Source organism: Sphingomonas yunnanensis (assembly GCF_019898765.1).
Classification (GTDB): Bacteria; Pseudomonadota; Alphaproteobacteria; order Sphingomonadales; family Sphingomonadaceae; genus Sphingomonas; species Sphingomonas yunnanensis.
Window position 1 is genome coordinate 905,021 of sequence record NZ_JAIOKB010000001.1, and the last position, 16,623, is coordinate 921,643.

The 16,623-nt window shown below is 70.9% G+C and carries 20 protein-coding genes and 1 tRNA gene; 7 read left to right on the forward strand and 14 right to left on the reverse strand.

Annotation, left to right across the window (positions count from 1 at the left end; translation table 11 throughout):
* Positions 1 to 8 precede the first annotated feature (8 nt).
* From K7957_RS04355 to modA, 3 genes are read right to left on the reverse strand one after another with little or no spacing between them, the layout of a single operon-like run.
* Entirely contained in the window at positions 9 to 614 is a 606-nt protein-coding gene (locus K7957_RS04355) for an ATP-binding cassette domain-containing protein (RefSeq protein WP_223010706.1), read from the reverse strand.
* The gene (gene modB / locus K7957_RS04360; protein ID WP_223010707.1) at positions 604 to 1,287 is read right to left on the reverse strand and encodes a molybdate ABC transporter permease subunit; all 684 of its coding nucleotides are present in this window, start codon (positions 1,285 to 1,287) and stop codon (positions 604 to 606) included. Before modB ends, K7957_RS04355 begins: the two co-directional genes overlap by 11 nt.
* Complete coding sequence (modA, locus tag K7957_RS04365; protein ID WP_223010708.1) at positions 1,284 to 2,039, reverse strand: molybdate ABC transporter substrate-binding protein; 756 nt, start codon at positions 2,037 to 2,039, stop codon at positions 1,284 to 1,286. Before modA ends, modB begins: the two co-directional genes overlap by 4 nt.
* A 117-nt stretch (positions 2,040 to 2,156) precedes the next feature.
* Here modA and K7957_RS04370 point away from each other — a divergent pair, with 117 nt between their 5' ends.
* Entirely contained in the window at positions 2,157 to 2,405 is a 249-nt protein-coding gene (locus tag K7957_RS04370; RefSeq protein ID WP_223010709.1) for a KTSC domain-containing protein, read from the forward strand.
* Positions 2,406 to 2,408: 3 nt separating this feature from the next.
* On the opposite strand, the gene lepA is transcribed toward K7957_RS04370, so the two are convergent.
* The 3 genes from lepA to pnuC form a co-directional block, all read right to left on the reverse strand.
* Positions 2,409 to 4,220, reverse strand: coding sequence for a translation elongation factor 4 (gene lepA / locus K7957_RS04375; RefSeq protein WP_223010710.1), 1,812 nt, complete (start codon positions 4,218 to 4,220; stop codon positions 2,409 to 2,411).
* 63 nt (positions 4,221 to 4,283) lie between these two features.
* Positions 4,284 to 4,799, reverse strand: a complete 516-nt coding sequence (locus K7957_RS04380; RefSeq protein WP_223010711.1) for an AAA family ATPase — start codon at positions 4,797 to 4,799, stop codon at positions 4,284 to 4,286.
* Entirely contained in the window at positions 4,796 to 5,377 is a 582-nt protein-coding gene (gene pnuC / locus K7957_RS04385) for a nicotinamide riboside transporter PnuC (protein WP_223010712.1), read from the reverse strand. Before pnuC ends, K7957_RS04380 begins: the two co-directional genes overlap by 4 nt.
* 159 nt (positions 5,378 to 5,536) lie before the next feature.
* On the opposite strand from pnuC, the gene K7957_RS04390 reads away from it, so the two are divergent.
* From K7957_RS04390 to K7957_RS04405, 4 genes are all read left to right on the forward strand, one after another.
* Positions 5,537 to 5,613: transfer RNA gene (locus K7957_RS04390), tRNA-Pro, on the forward strand.
* A 120-nt stretch (positions 5,614 to 5,733) separates the two neighbouring features.
* Positions 5,734 to 5,871 (forward strand): hypothetical protein, encoded by a 138-nt coding sequence (locus tag K7957_RS04395; protein ID WP_223010713.1) that lies wholly within the window; start codon positions 5,734 to 5,736, stop codon positions 5,869 to 5,871.
* A gap of 109 nt (positions 5,872 to 5,980) precedes the next feature.
* Positions 5,981 to 6,118, forward strand: a complete 138-nt coding sequence (locus K7957_RS04400; RefSeq protein WP_223010714.1) for a hypothetical protein — start codon at positions 5,981 to 5,983, stop codon at positions 6,116 to 6,118.
* Between the two features lie 305 nt (positions 6,119 to 6,423).
* Complete coding sequence (locus tag K7957_RS04405; protein ID WP_223010715.1) at positions 6,424 to 7,545, forward strand: NADH:flavin oxidoreductase/NADH oxidase; 1,122 nt, start codon at positions 6,424 to 6,426, stop codon at positions 7,543 to 7,545.
* A 137-nt stretch (positions 7,546 to 7,682) separates the two neighbouring features.
* Here the strand turns inward: K7957_RS04405 and K7957_RS04410 are convergent, their stop codons facing one another.
* The 8 genes from K7957_RS04410 to K7957_RS04445 form a co-directional block, all read right to left on the reverse strand.
* Positions 7,683 to 8,684 (reverse strand): Gfo/Idh/MocA family protein, encoded by a 1,002-nt coding sequence (locus tag K7957_RS04410; RefSeq protein ID WP_246616642.1) that lies wholly within the window; start codon positions 8,682 to 8,684, stop codon positions 7,683 to 7,685.
* The gene (locus K7957_RS04415) at positions 8,677 to 9,648 is read right to left on the reverse strand and encodes an MDR/zinc-dependent alcohol dehydrogenase-like family protein (RefSeq protein ID WP_343228295.1); all 972 of its coding nucleotides are present in this window, start codon (positions 9,646 to 9,648) and stop codon (positions 8,677 to 8,679) included. The genes K7957_RS04410 and K7957_RS04415 overlap by 8 nt, the downstream gene beginning before the upstream one ends.
* Entirely contained in the window at positions 9,645 to 10,568 is a 924-nt protein-coding gene (locus tag K7957_RS04420; protein ID WP_223010716.1) for a glycoside hydrolase 5 family protein, read from the reverse strand. The genes K7957_RS04415 and K7957_RS04420 overlap by 4 nt, the downstream gene beginning before the upstream one ends.
* Complete coding sequence (locus K7957_RS04425) at positions 10,565 to 11,374, reverse strand: TIGR04290 family methyltransferase (RefSeq protein ID WP_223010717.1); 810 nt, start codon at positions 11,372 to 11,374, stop codon at positions 10,565 to 10,567. Before K7957_RS04425 ends, K7957_RS04420 begins: the two co-directional genes overlap by 4 nt.
* 55 nt (positions 11,375 to 11,429) lie before the next feature.
* Complete coding sequence (locus K7957_RS04430; protein ID WP_223010718.1) at positions 11,430 to 12,620, reverse strand: tetratricopeptide repeat protein; 1,191 nt, start codon at positions 12,618 to 12,620, stop codon at positions 11,430 to 11,432.
* Positions 12,617 to 13,000: a hypothetical protein gene (locus K7957_RS04435; protein WP_223010719.1), complete on the reverse strand. Its 384-nt coding sequence runs from the start codon at positions 12,998 to 13,000 to the stop codon at positions 12,617 to 12,619. The genes K7957_RS04430 and K7957_RS04435 overlap by 4 nt, the downstream gene beginning before the upstream one ends.
* Positions 13,000 to 13,710, reverse strand: coding sequence for an AAA family ATPase (locus K7957_RS04440; protein WP_223010720.1), 711 nt, complete (start codon positions 13,708 to 13,710; stop codon positions 13,000 to 13,002). The genes K7957_RS04435 and K7957_RS04440 overlap by 1 nt, the downstream gene beginning before the upstream one ends.
* A 246-nt stretch (positions 13,711 to 13,956) precedes the next feature.
* Complete coding sequence (locus K7957_RS04445; protein ID WP_223010721.1) at positions 13,957 to 14,619, reverse strand: epoxyqueuosine reductase QueH; 663 nt, start codon at positions 14,617 to 14,619, stop codon at positions 13,957 to 13,959.
* Positions 14,620 to 14,680: 61 nt separating this feature from the next.
* Here K7957_RS04445 and dinB point away from each other — a divergent pair, with 61 nt between their 5' ends.
* Together dinB and K7957_RS04455 are read left to right on the forward strand one after the other, a co-directional pair.
* On the forward strand, positions 14,681 to 15,766 hold the full coding sequence (dinB, locus tag K7957_RS04450) for a DNA polymerase IV (protein ID WP_425517166.1): 1,086 nt from the start codon (positions 14,681 to 14,683) through the stop codon (positions 15,764 to 15,766).
* 39 nt (positions 15,767 to 15,805) lie between these two features.
* A complete protein-coding gene (locus K7957_RS04455; protein ID WP_425517167.1) occupies positions 15,806 to 16,621 on the forward strand; it encodes a shikimate 5-dehydrogenase in 816 nt (271 codons plus the stop codon).
* The last annotated feature ends 2 nt before the right edge of the window (positions 16,622 to 16,623 follow it).

Consider the following 16,623-nt stretch of genomic DNA (forward strand, 5'->3'; position numbering starts at 1 on the left):
ATCAGACGCTAACCGATCGCGATCACGCGATCGCCCAGCCGCTCCGCCTCGCCGTCGTCGTGCGTGACCATCAGGATCGGCACGATGCGGGTGTCGCGCACCCGCTCGATGGCGCGCGCCGCCTCCTCGCGTCGCGCCGGGTCGAGTGAGGACAGCGGCTCGTCGAGCAGCAGGAAGGCGGCGTCGCTCAGCAGCGCGCGGCCGATCGCGACGCGGCGCGCCTCGCCGCCCGACAGCGTGCGCGGCCAGCGGTCGAGCAGATGCGTCACGTCGAGCATCGCCGCCACTTCGGCGAGCCGCGACGCGTCGGCAGCGCCGTACAACAGGTTGGCGCGCACGCGGCGATGCGGGAACAGCCGCATGTCCTGGAAGACATAGCCGACGCCGCGTCGCTCGGGCGGCAGGTCGATCCCCGCGGCCGAGTCGTACAGCGTGCGGCCGCCGACCCGGACGTGACCGCGCAGCGGCCGCAGCAGCCCGGCGACCATGTCGAGCAGGCTGGTCTTTCCCGCGCCCGACGGACCGACCAGCACGGTGAGCCCCTCCCCCACGACGAAGCGCGCCGCGACGAAGGCGTCACCGCGCGCGGCAGTCACGTCGACGTCAAAGGACATGGACGCCTCGCCCCGCGCGCCGCACGAGCCACTCCGCCGTCACCAGCGCCGCGAGCGACAGCGCCACCGACGCCGCGGCGAGCCGCCCCACCGCCGCCTCGCTGCCGGGAGACTGGAGCGCGGCATAGATCGCCAGCGGCAGCGTCTGGGTCTCGCCCGGTACGTTGGAGACGAAGGTGATGGTCGCGCCGAACTCGCCGATCGAGCGCGCGAAACCGAGCACCGCCCCGGCGGCGATGCCGGGCGCGGCGAGCGGCAACGTCACCGTCGCATAGGTTCGCCAGGGGCCCGCGCCGAGCGTCCGCGCCGCCTGCTCCAGCCGGCGGTCCACCGCCTCGAGCGACAGCCGGATCGCGCGCACCATCAGCGGCAGCGCCATGACGCCCGCGGCGATCGCCGCCCCCGTCCAGCGGAACAACACCGAGACACCGAGCCAGCGCTCGAGTGCGCCGCCGAGCGGGCCCGCGGGCGCGAAGGCGAGCAGCAGCAGCCACCCGGTCACCACGGGCGGCACCACCAGCGGCAGGTGGATCAATCCGTCGAGCAGCACCTTGCCCGGAAAGTGCCAGCGCGCCAGCACCCAGGCGAGTGCGAAGGCGATCGGCAACGTCGCCAGCGTCGCGGTACCGCCGACCAGCAGGGTCAGCCGCACGATCGCGGCGAGCTCGCTCACCGCGGCGCGAAGCCGCGGCGTGCCAGAATCGCCTGTCCCGCGCGCGACAGCAGGTAGCGGCGGAAACCCTCGGCCTCACGCGGCGCCGGGCCGTCGATGAGCCGCGCGACGGGGTAGACGATCGGCGGATGGCTCGTCGCCGGGAAGACCCCCGCGACGCGCACCGAGGCGGAGGCGCGGGCATCCGTCGCGTAGACGATGCCATAGGGCGCGGCGCCGCGCTCCACCAGCGCGAGCGCGGCGCGCACGTTCTCGGCGCGGACCACGCGGCCATTCACCGCATCCCAGACGCCGAGCGTCCGCAGCGCGGCCTCGCCGTACTTGCCCGCGGGTACGGCCGCCGGATCGGCCATCGCCAGCGGTGCGGCGCCGAGCCGGCCGGCCAGGGCGGCCCCTCGCGTCGCGCCGACGGCGGGCGTGCCGGCGCGCGCGACCACGACCAGCCGGTTGCGCGCGAGGATCGCGCGGGTGCCGGCGATCACCCGACCGCGGCGCTCGACCTCGTCCATCCAGTCGCTATCGGCCGACGCGAACAGGTCGGCGCGCCCGCCCGCGCTGATCTGCCGCGCGAGCGCGGAGGAAGCAGCGAAGGACAGCACCGGCCGAGGATGTCCCTGGCGAGCCCAGGCGTCGGCGGCATCGGTCATCGCCTCCTGCAGGCTGGCGGCGGCGAGGACGAGGGGCGCGGCACGCTCCTGGGCGAGTGCAGGGCCGGCGAACAGCAGCAGGAGCAGCGAGAGAAGGACACGCATGAGGATGCCATCGCACCGTACCCGCACGGATACAATAACCGGCCCCGCGCCACCGCGCCGTTGATCCGTCCCGCCGCGACAACCGGAACGCGAGGGCGTGAAGGGCGCTGATCCTATATGCGCACGCACCGCCCCGCCTCGTCGCTGATCGACCGGCTCGTCTACGACGACGCGGCGCACACGCTCCTCGTCACCTTCCGCGCCGGAAGGCGCTACCTGTACCGCGACGTCCCGCCCTCGATCTACGACGCGCTCGTCGCCGCGCCGTCGGCCGGCAGATACTTCAACGCCGAGGTACGCGACCGCTTCGACGGCGCAGCGGCGGACGGGCGGCGGCGCTACCCGCTCGATGAGCGCGCCGCCTGAGCGTCAGTTCTCGTCACCCATGCGCAGCGCGGCGATGAACGCCTCCTGCGGGATGCTGACGCTGCCGTACTCGCGCATCTTCAGCTTCCCCTTCTTCTGCTTCTCGAGCAGCTTGCGCTTACGCGTCGCGTCGCCGCCGTAGCATTTCGCGGTGACGTCCTTGCGCATGGCGCTGATCGTCTCGCGCGCGATCACCTTGCCGCCGATCGCCGCCTGGATCGGGATCTTGAACAAGTGGCGCGGGATCAGCTCCTTGAGCCGCTCGCACATGCCGCGACCGCGCACCTCGGCGGTGCCGCGGTGGACGATCATGCTGAGCGCGTCGACCGGCTCCTCGTTGACCAGGATCGACATCTTGACGAGGTCGCCCTCGCGGTAGCCGATCTGGTGATAGTCGAAGCTGGCATAGCCCTTGGACAGCGACTTGAGCCGGTCGTAGAAGTCGAACACCACCTCGTTGAGCGGCAGTTCGTAGGTCGCCTGCGCGCGGCCGCCGACATAGGTGAGATTCTTCTGGATGCCGCGGCGATCCTGGCACAATTTCAGGATCGAGCCGAGATACTCGTCGGGGACATAGATCACCGCCTCGATCCACGGTTCGCTGATGCTCTCGATCTTGTTGGGATCGGGCATGTCCGCCGGGTTGTGCAGCTCGACATGTCCGCCGCCGTGGGTCAGCTCGATCTGATAGACCACCGAGGGCGCGGTGGTGATCAGGTCGAGGTCGTACTCGCGGGTCAGCCGCTCCTGGATGATCTCGAGGTGGAGCAGCCCGAGGAAGCCGCAGCGGAAGCCGAAGCCGAGCGCGGCGCTGGTCTCCATCTCGAAGCTGAACGAGGCGTCGTTGAGCCGCAGCCGGGAGATGCTCTCGCGCAGTTTCTCGAAGTCGTTGGCGTCTACCGGGAAGAGCCCGCAGAACACGACCGGCTGGACTTCCTTGAAGCCGGGCAGCGCCTCGGCCGCGGGACGCTTGGCGTCGGTCAGCGTGTCGCCGACGCGCGCCATGGCGACGTCCTTGATCTGCGCGGTGATGAAGCCGATCTCGCCCGGCCCAAGGTCGGTGAGCTGCTCGATCTTGGGTCGGAAGCAGCCGACGCGGTCGACCAGATGCTGCGTGCCCGCCTGCATGAAGGTGACCTGCTGGCCCTTGCGCAGCGTGCCGTCGATCACGCGCACCAGGATGACGACGCCGAGATAGGGGTCGTACCAGCTGTCGACCAGCATCGCCTTGAGCGGGGCGTCGGCGTCGCCCTTGGGCGCCGGGATCTTGCGCACGATCGCCTCGAGGATGTCGGCGATGCCGATCCCCGACTTGGCGCTGGCGAGCACCGCCTCGGAGGCGTCGAGCCCGATGACGTCCTCGATCTCCTGCCGCACCTGCTCGGGCTCCGCGGCGGGCAGGTCGATCTTGTTGATCACGGGCACGATCTCATGGTCGTGCTCGATCGACTGATAGACGTTGGCGAGCGTCTGCGCCTCGACTCCTTGCGCCGCGTCGACCACCAGCAGCGCGCCCTCGCAGGCCGCGAGGCTGCGGCTGACCTCATAGGCGAAGTCGACGTGACCCGGCGTGTCCATCAGGTTGAGCGTGTAGGTCGCGCCGTCCTGCGCCTTGTACGAGAGACGCACCGTCTGCGCCTTGATCGTGATCCCGCGCTCCTTCTCGATGTCCATATTGTCGAGCACCTGCTCGCTCATCTCGCGGTCGGTGAGGCCGCCGGTGGCCTGGATCAGCCGATCGGCGAGGGTCGACTTGCCGTGGTCGATATGGGCGATGATCGAGAAATTGCGGATCGTGTCGAGCGGGGTGGCCATGATCCGCGGGTGCCTAGCGCAGCGTGACCGGCCGCGCCAGCCATTCGGCGGACACGACCCGTCTCACCCCGCCGCGTGGATCGCGTCGAGTGCGTTGAGGTAGCGGCGGCTCCCCTCGCCGCTCACCAGCGCCCAGCGCACCCCGCGATGTTCCAGCTCGCGCCGCGACAGGTCGAAGAAGCGCTGCCGCGCCGCACGATTGCCGAACAGGCGGGTGCCGTCGGGCTGCCATGGCAGGTCGATGTCGAACAGGAGGTACAGGTCTGCTACGTTGTTCCAGCGCGCGAACCAAGGATCGCGGCGGCCGAACATCATGTCGGCCCACACCGCGCTCATCAGCGGGTCGGTGTCGAGGATCACCGGGTGCGCGCCCGAGTCGACCGCCTTGCGCGCCTTCATGTCCTGCGTGTGCGCGATCACCACCAGGTCGGCCATGGTGAGATCGGTGCCGTAGCGCTCGCAATAGGTCCGGCCGAACTCGGCGACGCAGACCGAATCGAACTGCTTGGCGAGCCGCGGCGCCATCGTCGACTTGCCCGTGCTCTCGGGACCGTGGAGGCAGATCGTGCGCAGCGTCACGCCGGCACCGCCAGCACCGGCGCGTGGTGGCGCGCGCGGCGCCACTCGACCAACCCGAGCACCGCGAGCGCGAGATAGACGAGGTACAGCCCGGCGAACAGGTACAGCTGCTTGGCGAGATAGAGCGGCACCGAGGCGAGATCGACCGCGATCCACAGCCACCAATTCTCGAGCTTGCGCCGCGCCATCAGGAGCTGCGCCGAGACGCTGGCGGCGGCGATGCCCGCGTCCCACCAGGGATAGGCAGCGTCGGTGAGCCGGTGCATCGCCGCGCCCCACAGCAGCGCCGCCGCCACGGTGGCACTACCCCAGCCGAGCCGCGCCGTGCCGCCGAGCTGCTCCACCGTGACCTCACCGGCGTCCCGCCGCGCACGCTGCCATGTCGCCCAGCCGTAGAGATTGGCGACGACGAAGAAGGCTTGGAGCAGCGCGTCCGAGTAGAGCCGCTGCTCGAACACCACCGCACCGAGGAGGATCACCGAGCCGATAGCGGTCGGGAAGGTCCACACGCTGCGTCGTGCCGCCAGGGCGACACAGGCGATACCCAGCAGGGTGGCGATCCACTCGATCAGCGACATGCCGCCCGTCTTTCCACGCCCGCGCGGCGCCGCCAAGAGGCTTGCGTGAGGGCGCGTCCAGCAATCTCTGTGAGCGCATGATTAGCCGCTTGCGCGCCGTCGAACCGCTGATATAAGCCGCGCCCTGTCGCCGGCCGATCGGCCGAACGACACCCTGGTCGGGGAATAGCTCAGCCTGGTAGAGCACTGTGTTCGGGACGCAGGGGCCGGAGGTTCGAATCCTCTTTCCCCGACCAATCATCTCCTCGCGAGATCAGCCAAAATCCAGGTACGGCGCGGGCGCCCGCGGGAAAGCGGCGCCGGCCGCGACATTTGCCGCTTCCGAGCGTTCTTCCCGCTCCCGCAGGAGGACAGCCATGGACGACCGACGACCAACAGAGCCCGCGCCGATCGACCCGAATCGGAGCGGCACCGATCCTGCTGCCGCACTCGACGCGACCATACCGGTCGAGCGCACGCCCGACGTACAGGAGTCCGAGGCACATCCGAGCTGAACGTCGGGGCGCCGCCGCCCTCCCGACCGATCCGGGAACAAAGCGGGGGCGTCCCGGTTCTTCATCGCACGACGAGCGGCAGATATCCTGCCCTGTTCCGAGGTTAGCCATGAAGAGCACGACGCTGAGCCTGTTCCGCACCAAGCCCGCTGCCAACGCTACCAAGCGCGTCCACGACGACCCCCGCGCCGGTCTCACGCCGGTCGAGGCGGCGATGCTCGATCGCACGGTCGGCGTCCGCGCCTGAGCGCCTTTCGCTGTCAAGGTCGTCGCGGCCGCGTCACCCCGACGGTGGCGCGGCCGTGTCACGTCAGGCGAAGACGCGCGCCGGGCGGCGCCGCATGTGCCAGCAGGTGCGCGCCACCGCGGTGAGCGTGAAGCCAAAACCGATGGCATAGCCGGCAACGATGATCATCCCGCGTCCCTCCGTCACGTTCCGAGTGCGTCGACACAGTTAATCCCATGTGAGGGTAAATTTTCTCTCTCCACGTTACGCGGCACCTACGCACTGCTGATGCGTATCCCTCCCGTATTGCCATCCAGGAGCGTCCCATGAGCGGGCCTAAGCTATTCGAACCATTCGAGATTGGCGGTTTGTCACTGGCCAATCGGATCGTTATCGCGCCGATGTGCCAGTATTCGGCCGAGAACGGCCGCATGACCGACTGGCACCTGATCCATCTCGGCCAGCTCGCGCTCTCCGGCGCCGCGCTGCTGACGATAGAGGCGACCGCGGTCGAGCCCGAAGGCCGAATCACCTACGCCGACGTCGGCCTGTGGGACGACGAGACCGAGGCAGCGATGGCGCGGGTGCTCGAGTCGGTGCGGCGCCACTCCGACATGCCAGTCGCGATCCAGTTGGCGCACGCCGGACGCAAGGCCTCGACCGACCTGCCGTGGCACGGCGGCGCGCAGCTCGCACCCGATCACGCCGAGGGCTGGCAGACGGTCGCCCCCTCGCCGCTCGCCTTCTCCGAGGGGGAGAACCCGCCCGCCGCGCTCGACCGCGACGGACTCGCGCGGGTACGCGCCGCGTTCGTGGCGGCGGCGCAGCGCGCGGCGCGGCTCGGGATCGACGCGGTCCAGCTGCACGGCGCCCACGGCTATCTGCTTCACCAGTTCCTCTCGCCGCTGTCGAACCGGCGCCACGACGAATATGGCGGCAGCCTCGAGAACCGGCTGCGCTTCCCGCTCGAGGTGTTCGATGCGGTCCGCGCCGCCTTCCCCGCCGAACGCGCGGTGACGATGCGGGTCTCGGGCAGTGACTGGGTCGAGGGCGGCTGGGACGCCGAGCAGACGATCGCCTTCGCCCAGGCGCTGGAGGCGCGCGGCTGCGCCGCGATCCACGTCTCGAGCGGCGGCCTCGACCCGCGCCAGGACATTCCGGTCGGGCCGAGCTACCAGGTGCCGCTGGCACGCGCGGTGAAGCAGGCGGTGTCGATCCCGGTGGTCGCGGTCGGGCTGATCACCGACTATGAGCAGGCCGAGGCGATCGTCGGCACCGGCGACGCCGACCTGATCGCGCTGGCGCGCACGATCCTCTATGACCCGCGCTGGCCGTGGCATGCCGCGGCGCATCTCGGCGGACGGGTGAAAGCGCCCGACCAATATCTACGCTCGCAGCCACGCCAGTATCGCTCGCTGTTCGACGTCGAGGGCAGCGCGGAGAGCTGAGGCGTGGGTTTGATCCAGCGACCCTGAACCGTGCTCCGGCGAACGCCGGAGCCCAGGGCCACACGAGCGACGCTCGTGGCCCTGGGCTCCTGCGTCCGCGGCAGCACCCTGCTGGATCACACAAGGCAGATTGAACGCTAGCGCTCCCGCGCCCGCGCGTAGATCGAGTCGAGGAGGGCGGCGGTGCGCACGAACCGCTCCGCACCCTCGTCGAACCGCGCGCCCACGGCGAGCCGCTCGGCCCAGTCGACCGCGGCGCGACCGCCCCAGTCATCGGGCGGCAGCGCCAGCGTCTGGCGCGCGGTGCCGCGGAAATGTTCGGCGGTGAAGTCGTAGAAGGAGCCGCCGATGTTGCGCAACGCGGCGCCGCCGCCCGCGCCGTAGAAGGCCGCTTCGATCACCGCATCCTGCCCGGCGTGGAGCCGCCAGGAGCAGGCGAGCCGCAGCGTCACGCCGTCGCCCAGCCGCACCGTCGCGACCGCATAATCCTCCACTGCGTCCCCCGTCAGCGCCGCGCCGCCGGCGTAGAGCGCGGCATCGGTGACCTCCGCGTCGGGGAAGCCGGTCAGCCACAGCGCCAGGTCTGCGAGGTGAATGCCGAGGTCCATCACGCAGCCGCCGCCTGCCTGGGCACGATCATAGAACCACGGCTTGTCCGGACCATAGGCGTTGTGGAAGGTGAGATCGATCGCGAACAGCCGACCGAGCGCGTCGCGCTCCAACAGCTCGCCGATCTGACGCACGCCCTCGGTGAAGCGGTACGACAGATCGAGCCCGAGCAGTCGGTCTGCCGCGCGCGCCGCCGCGACCACCGCCGCGGCCTCACCCGCGTCGCGCCCGAGTGGCTTCTGACAGAACACCGCGGCGCCCGCCTCGAGCGCCCGGATCGACTGGGCGGCGTGGAGCGCGCTCGGCGTCGCGATCACCACGCCGTCGAGTCCGAGCGCGAGCAAGGCATCGAGCGACTCGGCGGCGCGCAGCCCCGGCGCGAGCGCGAGCGCCTCGCGCAGATTGTCCGCGCCCGGCTCGCACACCGCGACCGGCTCGATGCTGCCGCTCGCGATCATCGCCGCCATGCGGTCGCGCCCGATCCAGCCGGTGCCGAGGAAGCCGACGCGCGGCTTGGCCGCCCTACCCAAGGTCGATCACCGCCTTGACGAAGCCGTGCGGTTTGTCGCGGGTCGCCGCGATCGCGGCGTCGAGCTCGCTCAGCGGGAAATGGTGGGTCAGCAGCGGGGCGAGATCGATCCGCCCGCTCGCCACGGCGTCCACCGCTTCCTCCAGCCCGCGCCGGTTGACGCGAGGGTCGCGCTCGTGCGCGTTGATCACGTCGATGCCTTTCCAGTTCCAGTCCTGCATGTTGACCTGGCGCGGACCGTCCTGGTGATAGCCGGCCACGATCAGCCGGCCGCCGAAGCCAGTGATCGCGGAGGCGAGATCGAGCGGCCACTGCTTGCCGACCGCCTCGATCACGCGCTCGCACAGCGCCTCGCCGGTGAGCTGCTTGACCCGCTCGATGATCGCCCAATGATCGTCCATCGCGATCGTCTCGGCGGCGCCGTAGCGGACCGCCAGCGCGAGCGACTCGGGCCGGCGCGAGATCGCGATCACGCGCGCGCCCGCCTCAGTCGCCAGCCGCGTGAGCACCGCGCCGAGAAAGCCGATGCCGACGATCGCCACCGTTTGGCCGGGCTCGATCGCGCTGCGGCGGAAGATGTTCATCGCGCAGGCCAGCGGCTCGCCCGGGAAGGCGCGACCGTCGAGCGCCGCGGGGAGCTTCACAAGCTGGTCGACCCGCACCACGTCATAGCCGGCGAAACTGTTGGCCGAGAGCATCGTCACGCGGTCGCCCGGCGCCACCGCGCTCACCCCGGGCCCGACCGCGTCGACCACGCCCCAGCCCTCATGCCCCATGCCACCGGGAGCGCCCGGGTAGGTCGACCAGGGCTGGCCCTCCCAGGGCTCGACGTTGGAGGCGCAGACGCCGCAGCCCTCGAGCCGCACGCGCACCTCACCGGCGCCGGGTTCGGGCAGCGGTGCGGCCGCGAGCTCCATTCGCCGCGGTGCTACCAGCACCGCGGCCGTCATTCTCGCCTCGCTCACGCGATCGCCGCCACCGACGGGAGCGCGCTCTGCGCCGGGGCGTAGCGATCAATCATCCAGGCGCAGAAATCGGCGAAGGCCTGCGGATCCCGCGCCGCCGAGGTGTGGTGCGGCTGGATGCCGAGATGCTCGGGCGTGAAGCAGAAGGTGACCGTCACGTCGAAGTCGGCCAGCGCTTCCATCTGGCGGTCGAACCAGTCGACCGCGTCCGGCCGGAAGCTGTCCGCCCACGAGAGACCGGTGCGCAGCTTGCGCGTGCCGAGCCGCTTCATCCACGCCACCGCGTCGTCGAGCCGCGGGTCCTGATAGTGGAACCACTGCATCAGCCCCATCTCGCTCGCCACCTTCGCATAGCTGTCGAGCGAGGGCTTGGCCGTGCCGTCCGCGCGGATCAGTCCCATGTAGAAGTGGCGATAGTAGCTCGACCCCTCGGCCTCGCGGTGGCGCGTGGTGGCGCCCCATTCCTGCGGCAGGTCGAACAGCGAGTACCAGTAGATCCGCGGCACGCGCCCGATCAGCAGCTCGGCGGTCTTCTCGACGCCGAACACCTGCACCTCCTCCGCGCCGAACGAGCCGACGCCGACCTCGGTGACCCACACCGGCTTGTCGGTGACCGCCTCGATCTCGGCCACCTTGGCGGGCCAGTCGTGGATCGACCACAGATTCCAGTCGAGCGGGAAACCATGGACGGCGAGCACGTCGACCGCGTCGAGGCAACCGTGCGCCTCGAGCCGCTTCACCCAGAGCGGGTCGATCGGCGACATGCCGCCGAGCACGCGGGTGACGTCGGAGTTGACCGACGCGATCGCCTTGCCGGCGCGTGACACGGTGTCGGCGAACTTGCTCCAATCGGGGTCGACCTCGGGATCCCAGTGCGACTTGTTGTTGGGCTCGTTCCAGATCATCGCGGCTTCGATCACGCGCTTGCTTCCTTGTGTGCTCGTGGCTGGGCCGGATAGACGGCGGCGGCCCCATGCTGCGCATAGGGCACGTCGGCGACGCGGCAGAGATAGACGTCGTCCTGCGGGTGCGCCAGCACCGCGAAACCCGAGGCGCGCAGCATCGCCTCCGAGCAGGCGCGGTTGGGCGCCCACCAGTTGGTCCAGTCCCCCGCGAACTTGCGCTCGATGAAGTGCATCTTCGGATAGGCCGCATCGTCGAAATAGGGCGGCGGCGTGTAGGTGCCGGGCAGGAAGAAAGGGTGATCCTCGGGCACGTCGCTGAGCCCGGTCGCGCCCTGCTGCATCGTCTGGAACAGCATCAGGTCACCCGCGACATGCTCGCGGATCAGGTCGAGCGCGAGCAGCGGGTGACGCAGATGGTAGAGCACGCCCATGAAGATCACGAGGTCGAAGCGTTCGCCCAGCGTCGCCACGTCATAGACCGACAGCTGCCGGAACTCGACGCTGTCGCCGAAGCCGAGCGTCTCGGTGGCGAGCCGTGCCTGTGCGAGATAGCGCTCGTCCCAGTCGATCCCGACCACGCGCGCGGCGCCGCGACGCTTCATCTCGACCGAGTAGAAGCCGGCGTTGCAGCCGATATCGAGCACCGACTTCCCAGTGAGATCGTCGGGCACGCAGCTGGCGAAGGCGGCGAATTTCTCGCGCGGATAGTCGCCGAGAAAGTGATCGGGAGCGGTGGTCAGTCCGTCGCCGAGATCGATGTTGTGAAACCATGGCGCGAGCGCGTCGACCCGCTCACGCAACCCCTCCCCGGCAGATGGCATCCGTTCCCCTTCACCCGTTCGTTACGCCAACGAAGGATTACAAAAGGCGTTCCATCTACTTAGCCGCGAGACGCGGCCCCGTTCGCCACGGCACCGGACGGTCGCCCGCGGCGAGCCGGACGAAGCAGCGCCCGCCGCGCGCGCGATAGCCCCGGCACAGCTGGATCGCGTCACCGCGCGTGACGCCGCCGACCGACAGCCGATAGAGCGAGCTGCTCCTGTCCGCGACGATGCCGGTCGGGCGAAGGCGGCCCAAGGCGGGCAGTCGGCGCAGCGCGCCGCGCCAGCCGTCGCGCGCCACCGCGGCATTCTCATAGGCGCCGAGCTGGATGAAATAGCTGCCCGGGGACAAAGGCCGGGGACGCGGCGCGACGACGGGCGTCGGCGCTGGAGCGACCGCGGCAGCCGGCACCGGGCGCGACACGAGCGGCGGCGCCGCGGGCGGGACGATCTGCGACACGAAGGCGGGCGGCACCGGAGCGGCGACCGCGACCGGGGCCGCCACCGCCGCGGGCGCGACGAGCGCGAGCGCGACCGGCACGCCGGGGTCGCTCGCGGGCGTGATGCCGAGCAGTGCGGCGAGCTGGTCCGACGCCGCGCGCGGCTGCGCCAGCGCCGCCCAGCTGGCGAGCCGGCGATCGACCGCGTCGGCGGGCAGATCATAGGCGGCGAGCGCGCGCGCCTGCGGCCATTGACCCGCGAGCGCGAGCGTGAAGGCGAGGTTCTGCCGCGTCTTGGCGTCCGCCTCGGGGGTGCGCGCGGCGGGCATCAGCACCTGCAGCGCCCCCGGCAGGTCGCCGGCGAGCGCCAGTGCCAGACCGCGGTCGGCCGGGGCGATCCCCTCGACATGCGCGGCGAGCGTGGCGCGCGCGCGGTCCCACCGGCCGAGCGCGACCTGCGCGAGCGCGAGGTTGAGCGCCGCGGCATGGTCGTCGCCGCGGAGCGTCAGCGCGTCCTCGAACGCGCGCGCTGCCGAGGCGAAGCGCCCCGCGCGCAGATAGGCGACGCCGAGCAGGCGACGATACCCCCCGTCCGCGGGGCGATCCGCGACCGCCACCTCGCTCTCGCGGACCGCGCGATCCCAGCGGCGCTTCCCAAGCGCCTGACGCGCGCGCTCGGCGTGGCGCGCGGCGTCGGCGGCGCGCACGCCGGCCTCGCTGGTCGCTGCCGCGGGCGCGACCATCTCGGCCAGCCCGGCGCCGAACAGCGCGAGACTGAGCGCTGCGATCAGCGGGAGGCGCCTCACGCCGCGTCCGCCGTGAGCCGGTCGAGCGCCTCGCTGAGCAGCACCTGCGCAGACACGCCCCGTGCCGCCGCCGCCTGGCGCAACCGCCGATGGCGGTCGCCGTCGAGCCGGAGCGTGAAGGCGACGCGCTTGCCCGGCGACAGCGTGGCGACCCGCGGCGTCGGCACCTTATCCAGCTCCGCCACCAGCCGCTCTCGCGCCGCGAGCACCGGCGGCAGCGCGGCGGGGGGCGCGTCCTCCCCCAGATCGTTCCAGCCGAGCGCGTCACCGGCGCTCGCCAGCGCGGAGAGCGTGTCGGCGCGGCGCATCGCCGGGCGCGCCTCGCCCTTGCGCGCGAGCAGGCCCGCGCTGAGCGCGGCGATCGGCTTGGCCCCCAACATCAGGCCACCACGCGGCGGCCGAAGCCCGCCCCCTGCGGCCGCGTCGGCGGCGTGCCCGGCTTGGGCGCGGCGAAGACGGTGCGGCGGAAGTTCTTCTCGAGGCGATCGGAGACGAAGCTCCAGAGCTCGGCGATCTCCGCGGCGGAACGTCCCTTGGGCTCGACCTCCATCACGGTACGACCGTCGATCATCGAGGCGGCGAAGTCGGTGCGTTGGTGCACCGTGATCGGCGCTACCGTGCCGTGCTGCGACAGCGCGATCGCCGCGTCCGCGGTGATCCGCGCCTTGGGAGTGGCGGCGTTGACGACGAACAGCAGCGGCTTGCCCGAACGCTCGCAGAGATCGACCGTCGCGCCGACCGCGCGTAGATCGTGCGGGCTCGGCCGGGTCGGGATCACGATCAGCTCGGCGACCTGGACGACGCTCTGGATCGCCATGGTGATCGCGGGGGGCGTATCGATCACCGCCAGCTTGAACCCCTGGGCGCGCAGCGCCTCGAGGTCGGCGGCGAGGCGCGACACGCTGGTCTGCGCGAAGGCGGGGTACGCGTCCTGCCGCTCGTTCCACCAGTCCGCGAGCGAGCCCTGCGGGTCGATGTCGATCAGCACGACCGGGCCGGCGCCGACGAGCTGCGCCTGCACCGCCAAGTGCCCCGAGAGCGTGGTCTTGCCCGATCCGCCCTTCTGCGATGCCATCGCGAGTACGCGCATGTCGCCGCCATGTCCCCCGTTGTTCCGACGCCGGGCATGCCAGAACGGGGTGGACGAAGCGTTAACGACGTGCGCGAACTAGTCAGAGGGCGGCACGTGATTCTCCACGACCCGGGGAGGGGGATCGCCGCGCCCAAGCGCGGTGGTGGAGGGGGCTCTCCACGAAGCGCAGCACGTGCGGTGGCTCCCCTCGACCACCGGCTTTGCCGGCCGTCCCCCTCCCCGCCCTGCGGCAAGGATCGTCGATCACCCGTTCGGCTCGTCGCCGTAGTAGAGCTCGCCGATGCGGATCTCCTCGCGCCCCTGCGCCACGCGATGCGCGTTGGTGTCGCGCAGCGAGTAGACGCAGCCGCAATATTCCTGCTGGTAGAAATGCTCGCGCTTGGAGATCTCGATCATCCGCGCCGCACCGCCGCCCTTGCGCCAGTTGAACGTCCAGTAGCTGATGCCGGGGTAATGCGCCGCCGCGCGCTCACCGCAGTCGTTGATCTGCGCCATGTTCTTCCAGCGCGAGATGCCGAGCGACGAGGTGATCACGGGGAAGCCGTGCTCGTGCGCGTACAGAGCGGTGCGCTCGAAGCGCATGTCGAAGCACATCGTGCATCGGATCCCGCGCTCGGGTTCCTGCTCCATCCCGCGCGCGCGCTTGAACCAGTTGGCGGTGTCATAATCGGCATCGACGAAGGGTATGTCATGCGCCTCGGCGAAGCGGATATTCTCCTCCTTGCGGAGGACATATTCCTCCTTGGGGTGGATATTGGGATTGTAGAAGAAGATCGTATAGTCGATCCCGCTCGCGGTCATCGCCTCCATCACCTCGCCCGAGCAGGGCGCGCAGCAGGAATGGAGCAGCACCTTCTGGGCACCGTCGGGGGGCGTGAGGATCGGTCGCTGGAGGTCGCTGGTCATGCCGCGGCCCTAGCCGATCGCGGCGCGAAAGTCATCGCGTCGCGGCCACCTGGCGTCCTATATCGCGCGCGTGAGCGCCGCCGCGACCCGCAAGATCATCCACATCGACATGGACGCCTTCTACGCGTCGGTGGAGCAGCGCGACGCGCCCGAGCTGCGCGGGCGCCCGGTCGCGGTCGGTGGCGCGCGCGCGCGCGGCGTGGTGGCGGCGGCGAGCTACGAGGCACGCGCGTACGGCGTGCGCTCGGCGATGCCCTCGGTCACCGCGCTGCGGCGCTGCCCCGACCTGGTGTTCGTGCCGCCGCGCTTCGATGTCTATCGCGCGGTCAGCCAGCAGATTCATGCGATCTTCGCCGAGTACACCGAGTTGATCGAGCCGCTCTCGCTCGACGAGGCCTATCTCGACGTGACCGAGGACGTGCGCGGGCTCGGCTCGGCCAGTGCGATCGCGGAGCAGATCCGCGCGCGCATCGCCGCCGAGACCCGGCTGACCGCCTCGGCCGGAGTGAGCTACAACAAGTTCATCGCCAAGCTCGCCTCGGATCAGAACAAGCCCGACGGCCTCTGCGTGATCCCGCCCGGGCGCGGCGCGGCCTTCGTCGCCTCGCTGCCGGTCAAGCGCTTCCACGGCGTCGGCCCGGTCACCGCCGCCAAGATGGCGCGGCTGGGGATCGAGACCGGCGCCGACCTGCGCGACCGCGACATCGCCTTCCTGCGCGCGCAGTTCGGCAGACACGCCGACTATCTCCACGGCGCGGCGCGCGGTGTGGACGAGCGACCGGTGCGTGCCCATCGCGAGGCCAAATCGGTCGGGGCCGAGCGCACCTTCGAGACCAATCTGTCCGAGACGGTCGCGATCGAGGAGGCGCTGGAACGCGTCGCCGACGCGGCCTGGGCGCGGATCGAACGCGCTCGGGCGCGCGGCCGCACCGTCACGCTGAAACTGCGCCGCGCCGATTTCGCGACGATCACACGCGCGCGCTCGCTGACGGCACCGGTGGAGAACCGCACCGAGCTGGTAGCGATCGGCCGCGCGCTGCTGGCGCCACTGCTGCCGGTCGCAGGCGGGATCAGGCTGCTGGGGCTGACGCTCTCGGGGCTGCAGCGCGATGCGGCCCCGGCGCAGGCAGCACTGCCGCTCGGCTGAACCGCGCTGATCGGCTATCGCGCGCGGCAGACGAGGAGAATCACCATGAAGCCACCGATCGGCCCGGCTACCCGCCTGTGCATGTCGCTCGCCGCCCGCCCGGGCACTTTCGGCTCGCGCTTCCACAACCATCTCTACGATGCGCTCGGGCTCGACTTCGTCTACAAGGCCTTCTCCACCACCGACCTGGAGGGCGCGGTGCGCGGGATCCGCGCGCTCGATATCCGCGGCTGCGCGGTGTCGATGCCCTTCAAGGAGGATGTGATCGCGCTGCTCGACGGGCTGCGCGACTCCGCCGCGGCGATCGACAGCGTCAATACGATCGTCAACGACGATGGTACGCTGCTGGGCTACAACACCGATTACAGCGCGGTGCGCGCCCTGGTCGAGCCGCTCGCGCGCGCCCCGTTCCTGCTGCGCGGCAGCGGCGGCATGGCCAAAGCGACCGCGACCGCGCTGGTCGATGCCGGTTTTGCCGAGGGCGTGATCGTCGCGCGCAACCCGGTCAGGGGCCAGGCGCTGGCGGCGGCGCTCGGGTGCGCGTGGCAGGCGAACGGCGACGGGTCGCGTGCGCCGCTGCTGGTCAACGTCACCCCGCTCGGCATGACCGGCGCCGATGCCGACGCACTCGCCTTCACGCGCGCGCAGGTCGAGGCGGCAGAGGTGGTGATCGACGTGGTCGCCAAGCCGATCGAGACGCCGCTGCTCCGGCTCGCGCGCGAACTGGGTAAGCGCGTGGTGACCGGCGCCGAGGTCGCCAAGCTCCAGGCACTCGAGCAGTTCGGGCTCTACACGGGCGTGCGGCCGAGCGCGGCGCAGGTGGCGGCGGCGGAGGTCTACGCGCTCGCGGCGTGACG

Bases quoted from the DNA above. Each gene is read 5' to 3' on its own strand.
- K7957_RS04395 (WP_223010713.1), top strand. From the start codon at position 5,734: ATGGACGACCGACGACCAACAGAGCCCGCGCCGATCGACCCGAATCGG.
- modA (WP_223010708.1), bottom strand. From the start codon at position 2,039: ATGCGTGTCCTTCTCTCGCTGCTCCTGCTGCTGTTCGCCGGCCCTGCA.
- K7957_RS04400 (WP_223010714.1), top strand. From the start codon at position 5,981: ATGAAGAGCACGACGCTGAGCCTGTTCCGCACCAAGCCCGCTGCCAAC.
- pnuC (WP_223010712.1), bottom strand. From the start codon at position 5,377: ATGTCGCTGATCGAGTGGATCGCCACCCTGCTGGGTATCGCCTGTGTC.
- K7957_RS04405 (WP_223010715.1), top strand. From the start codon at position 6,424: ATGAGCGGGCCTAAGCTATTCGAACCATTCGAGATTGGCGGTTTGTCA.
- lepA (WP_223010710.1), bottom strand. From the start codon at position 4,220: ATGGCCACCCCGCTCGACACGATCCGCAATTTCTCGATCATCGCCCAT.
- K7957_RS04440 (WP_223010720.1), bottom strand. From the start codon at position 13,710: ATGCGCGTACTCGCGATGGCATCGCAGAAGGGCGGATCGGGCAAGACC.
- K7957_RS04370 (WP_223010709.1), top strand. From the start codon at position 2,157: ATGCGCACGCACCGCCCCGCCTCGTCGCTGATCGACCGGCTCGTCTAC.
- K7957_RS04425 (WP_223010717.1), bottom strand. From the start codon at position 11,374: ATGCCATCTGCCGGGGAGGGGTTGCGTGAGCGGGTCGACGCGCTCGCG.
- K7957_RS04435 (WP_223010719.1), bottom strand. From the start codon at position 13,000: ATGTTGGGGGCCAAGCCGATCGCCGCGCTCAGCGCGGGCCTGCTCGCG.
- K7957_RS04355 (WP_223010706.1), bottom strand. From the start codon at position 614: ATGTCCTTTGACGTCGACGTGACTGCCGCGCGCGGTGACGCCTTCGTC.
- K7957_RS04445 (WP_223010721.1), bottom strand. From the start codon at position 14,619: ATGACCAGCGACCTCCAGCGACCGATCCTCACGCCCCCCGACGGTGCC.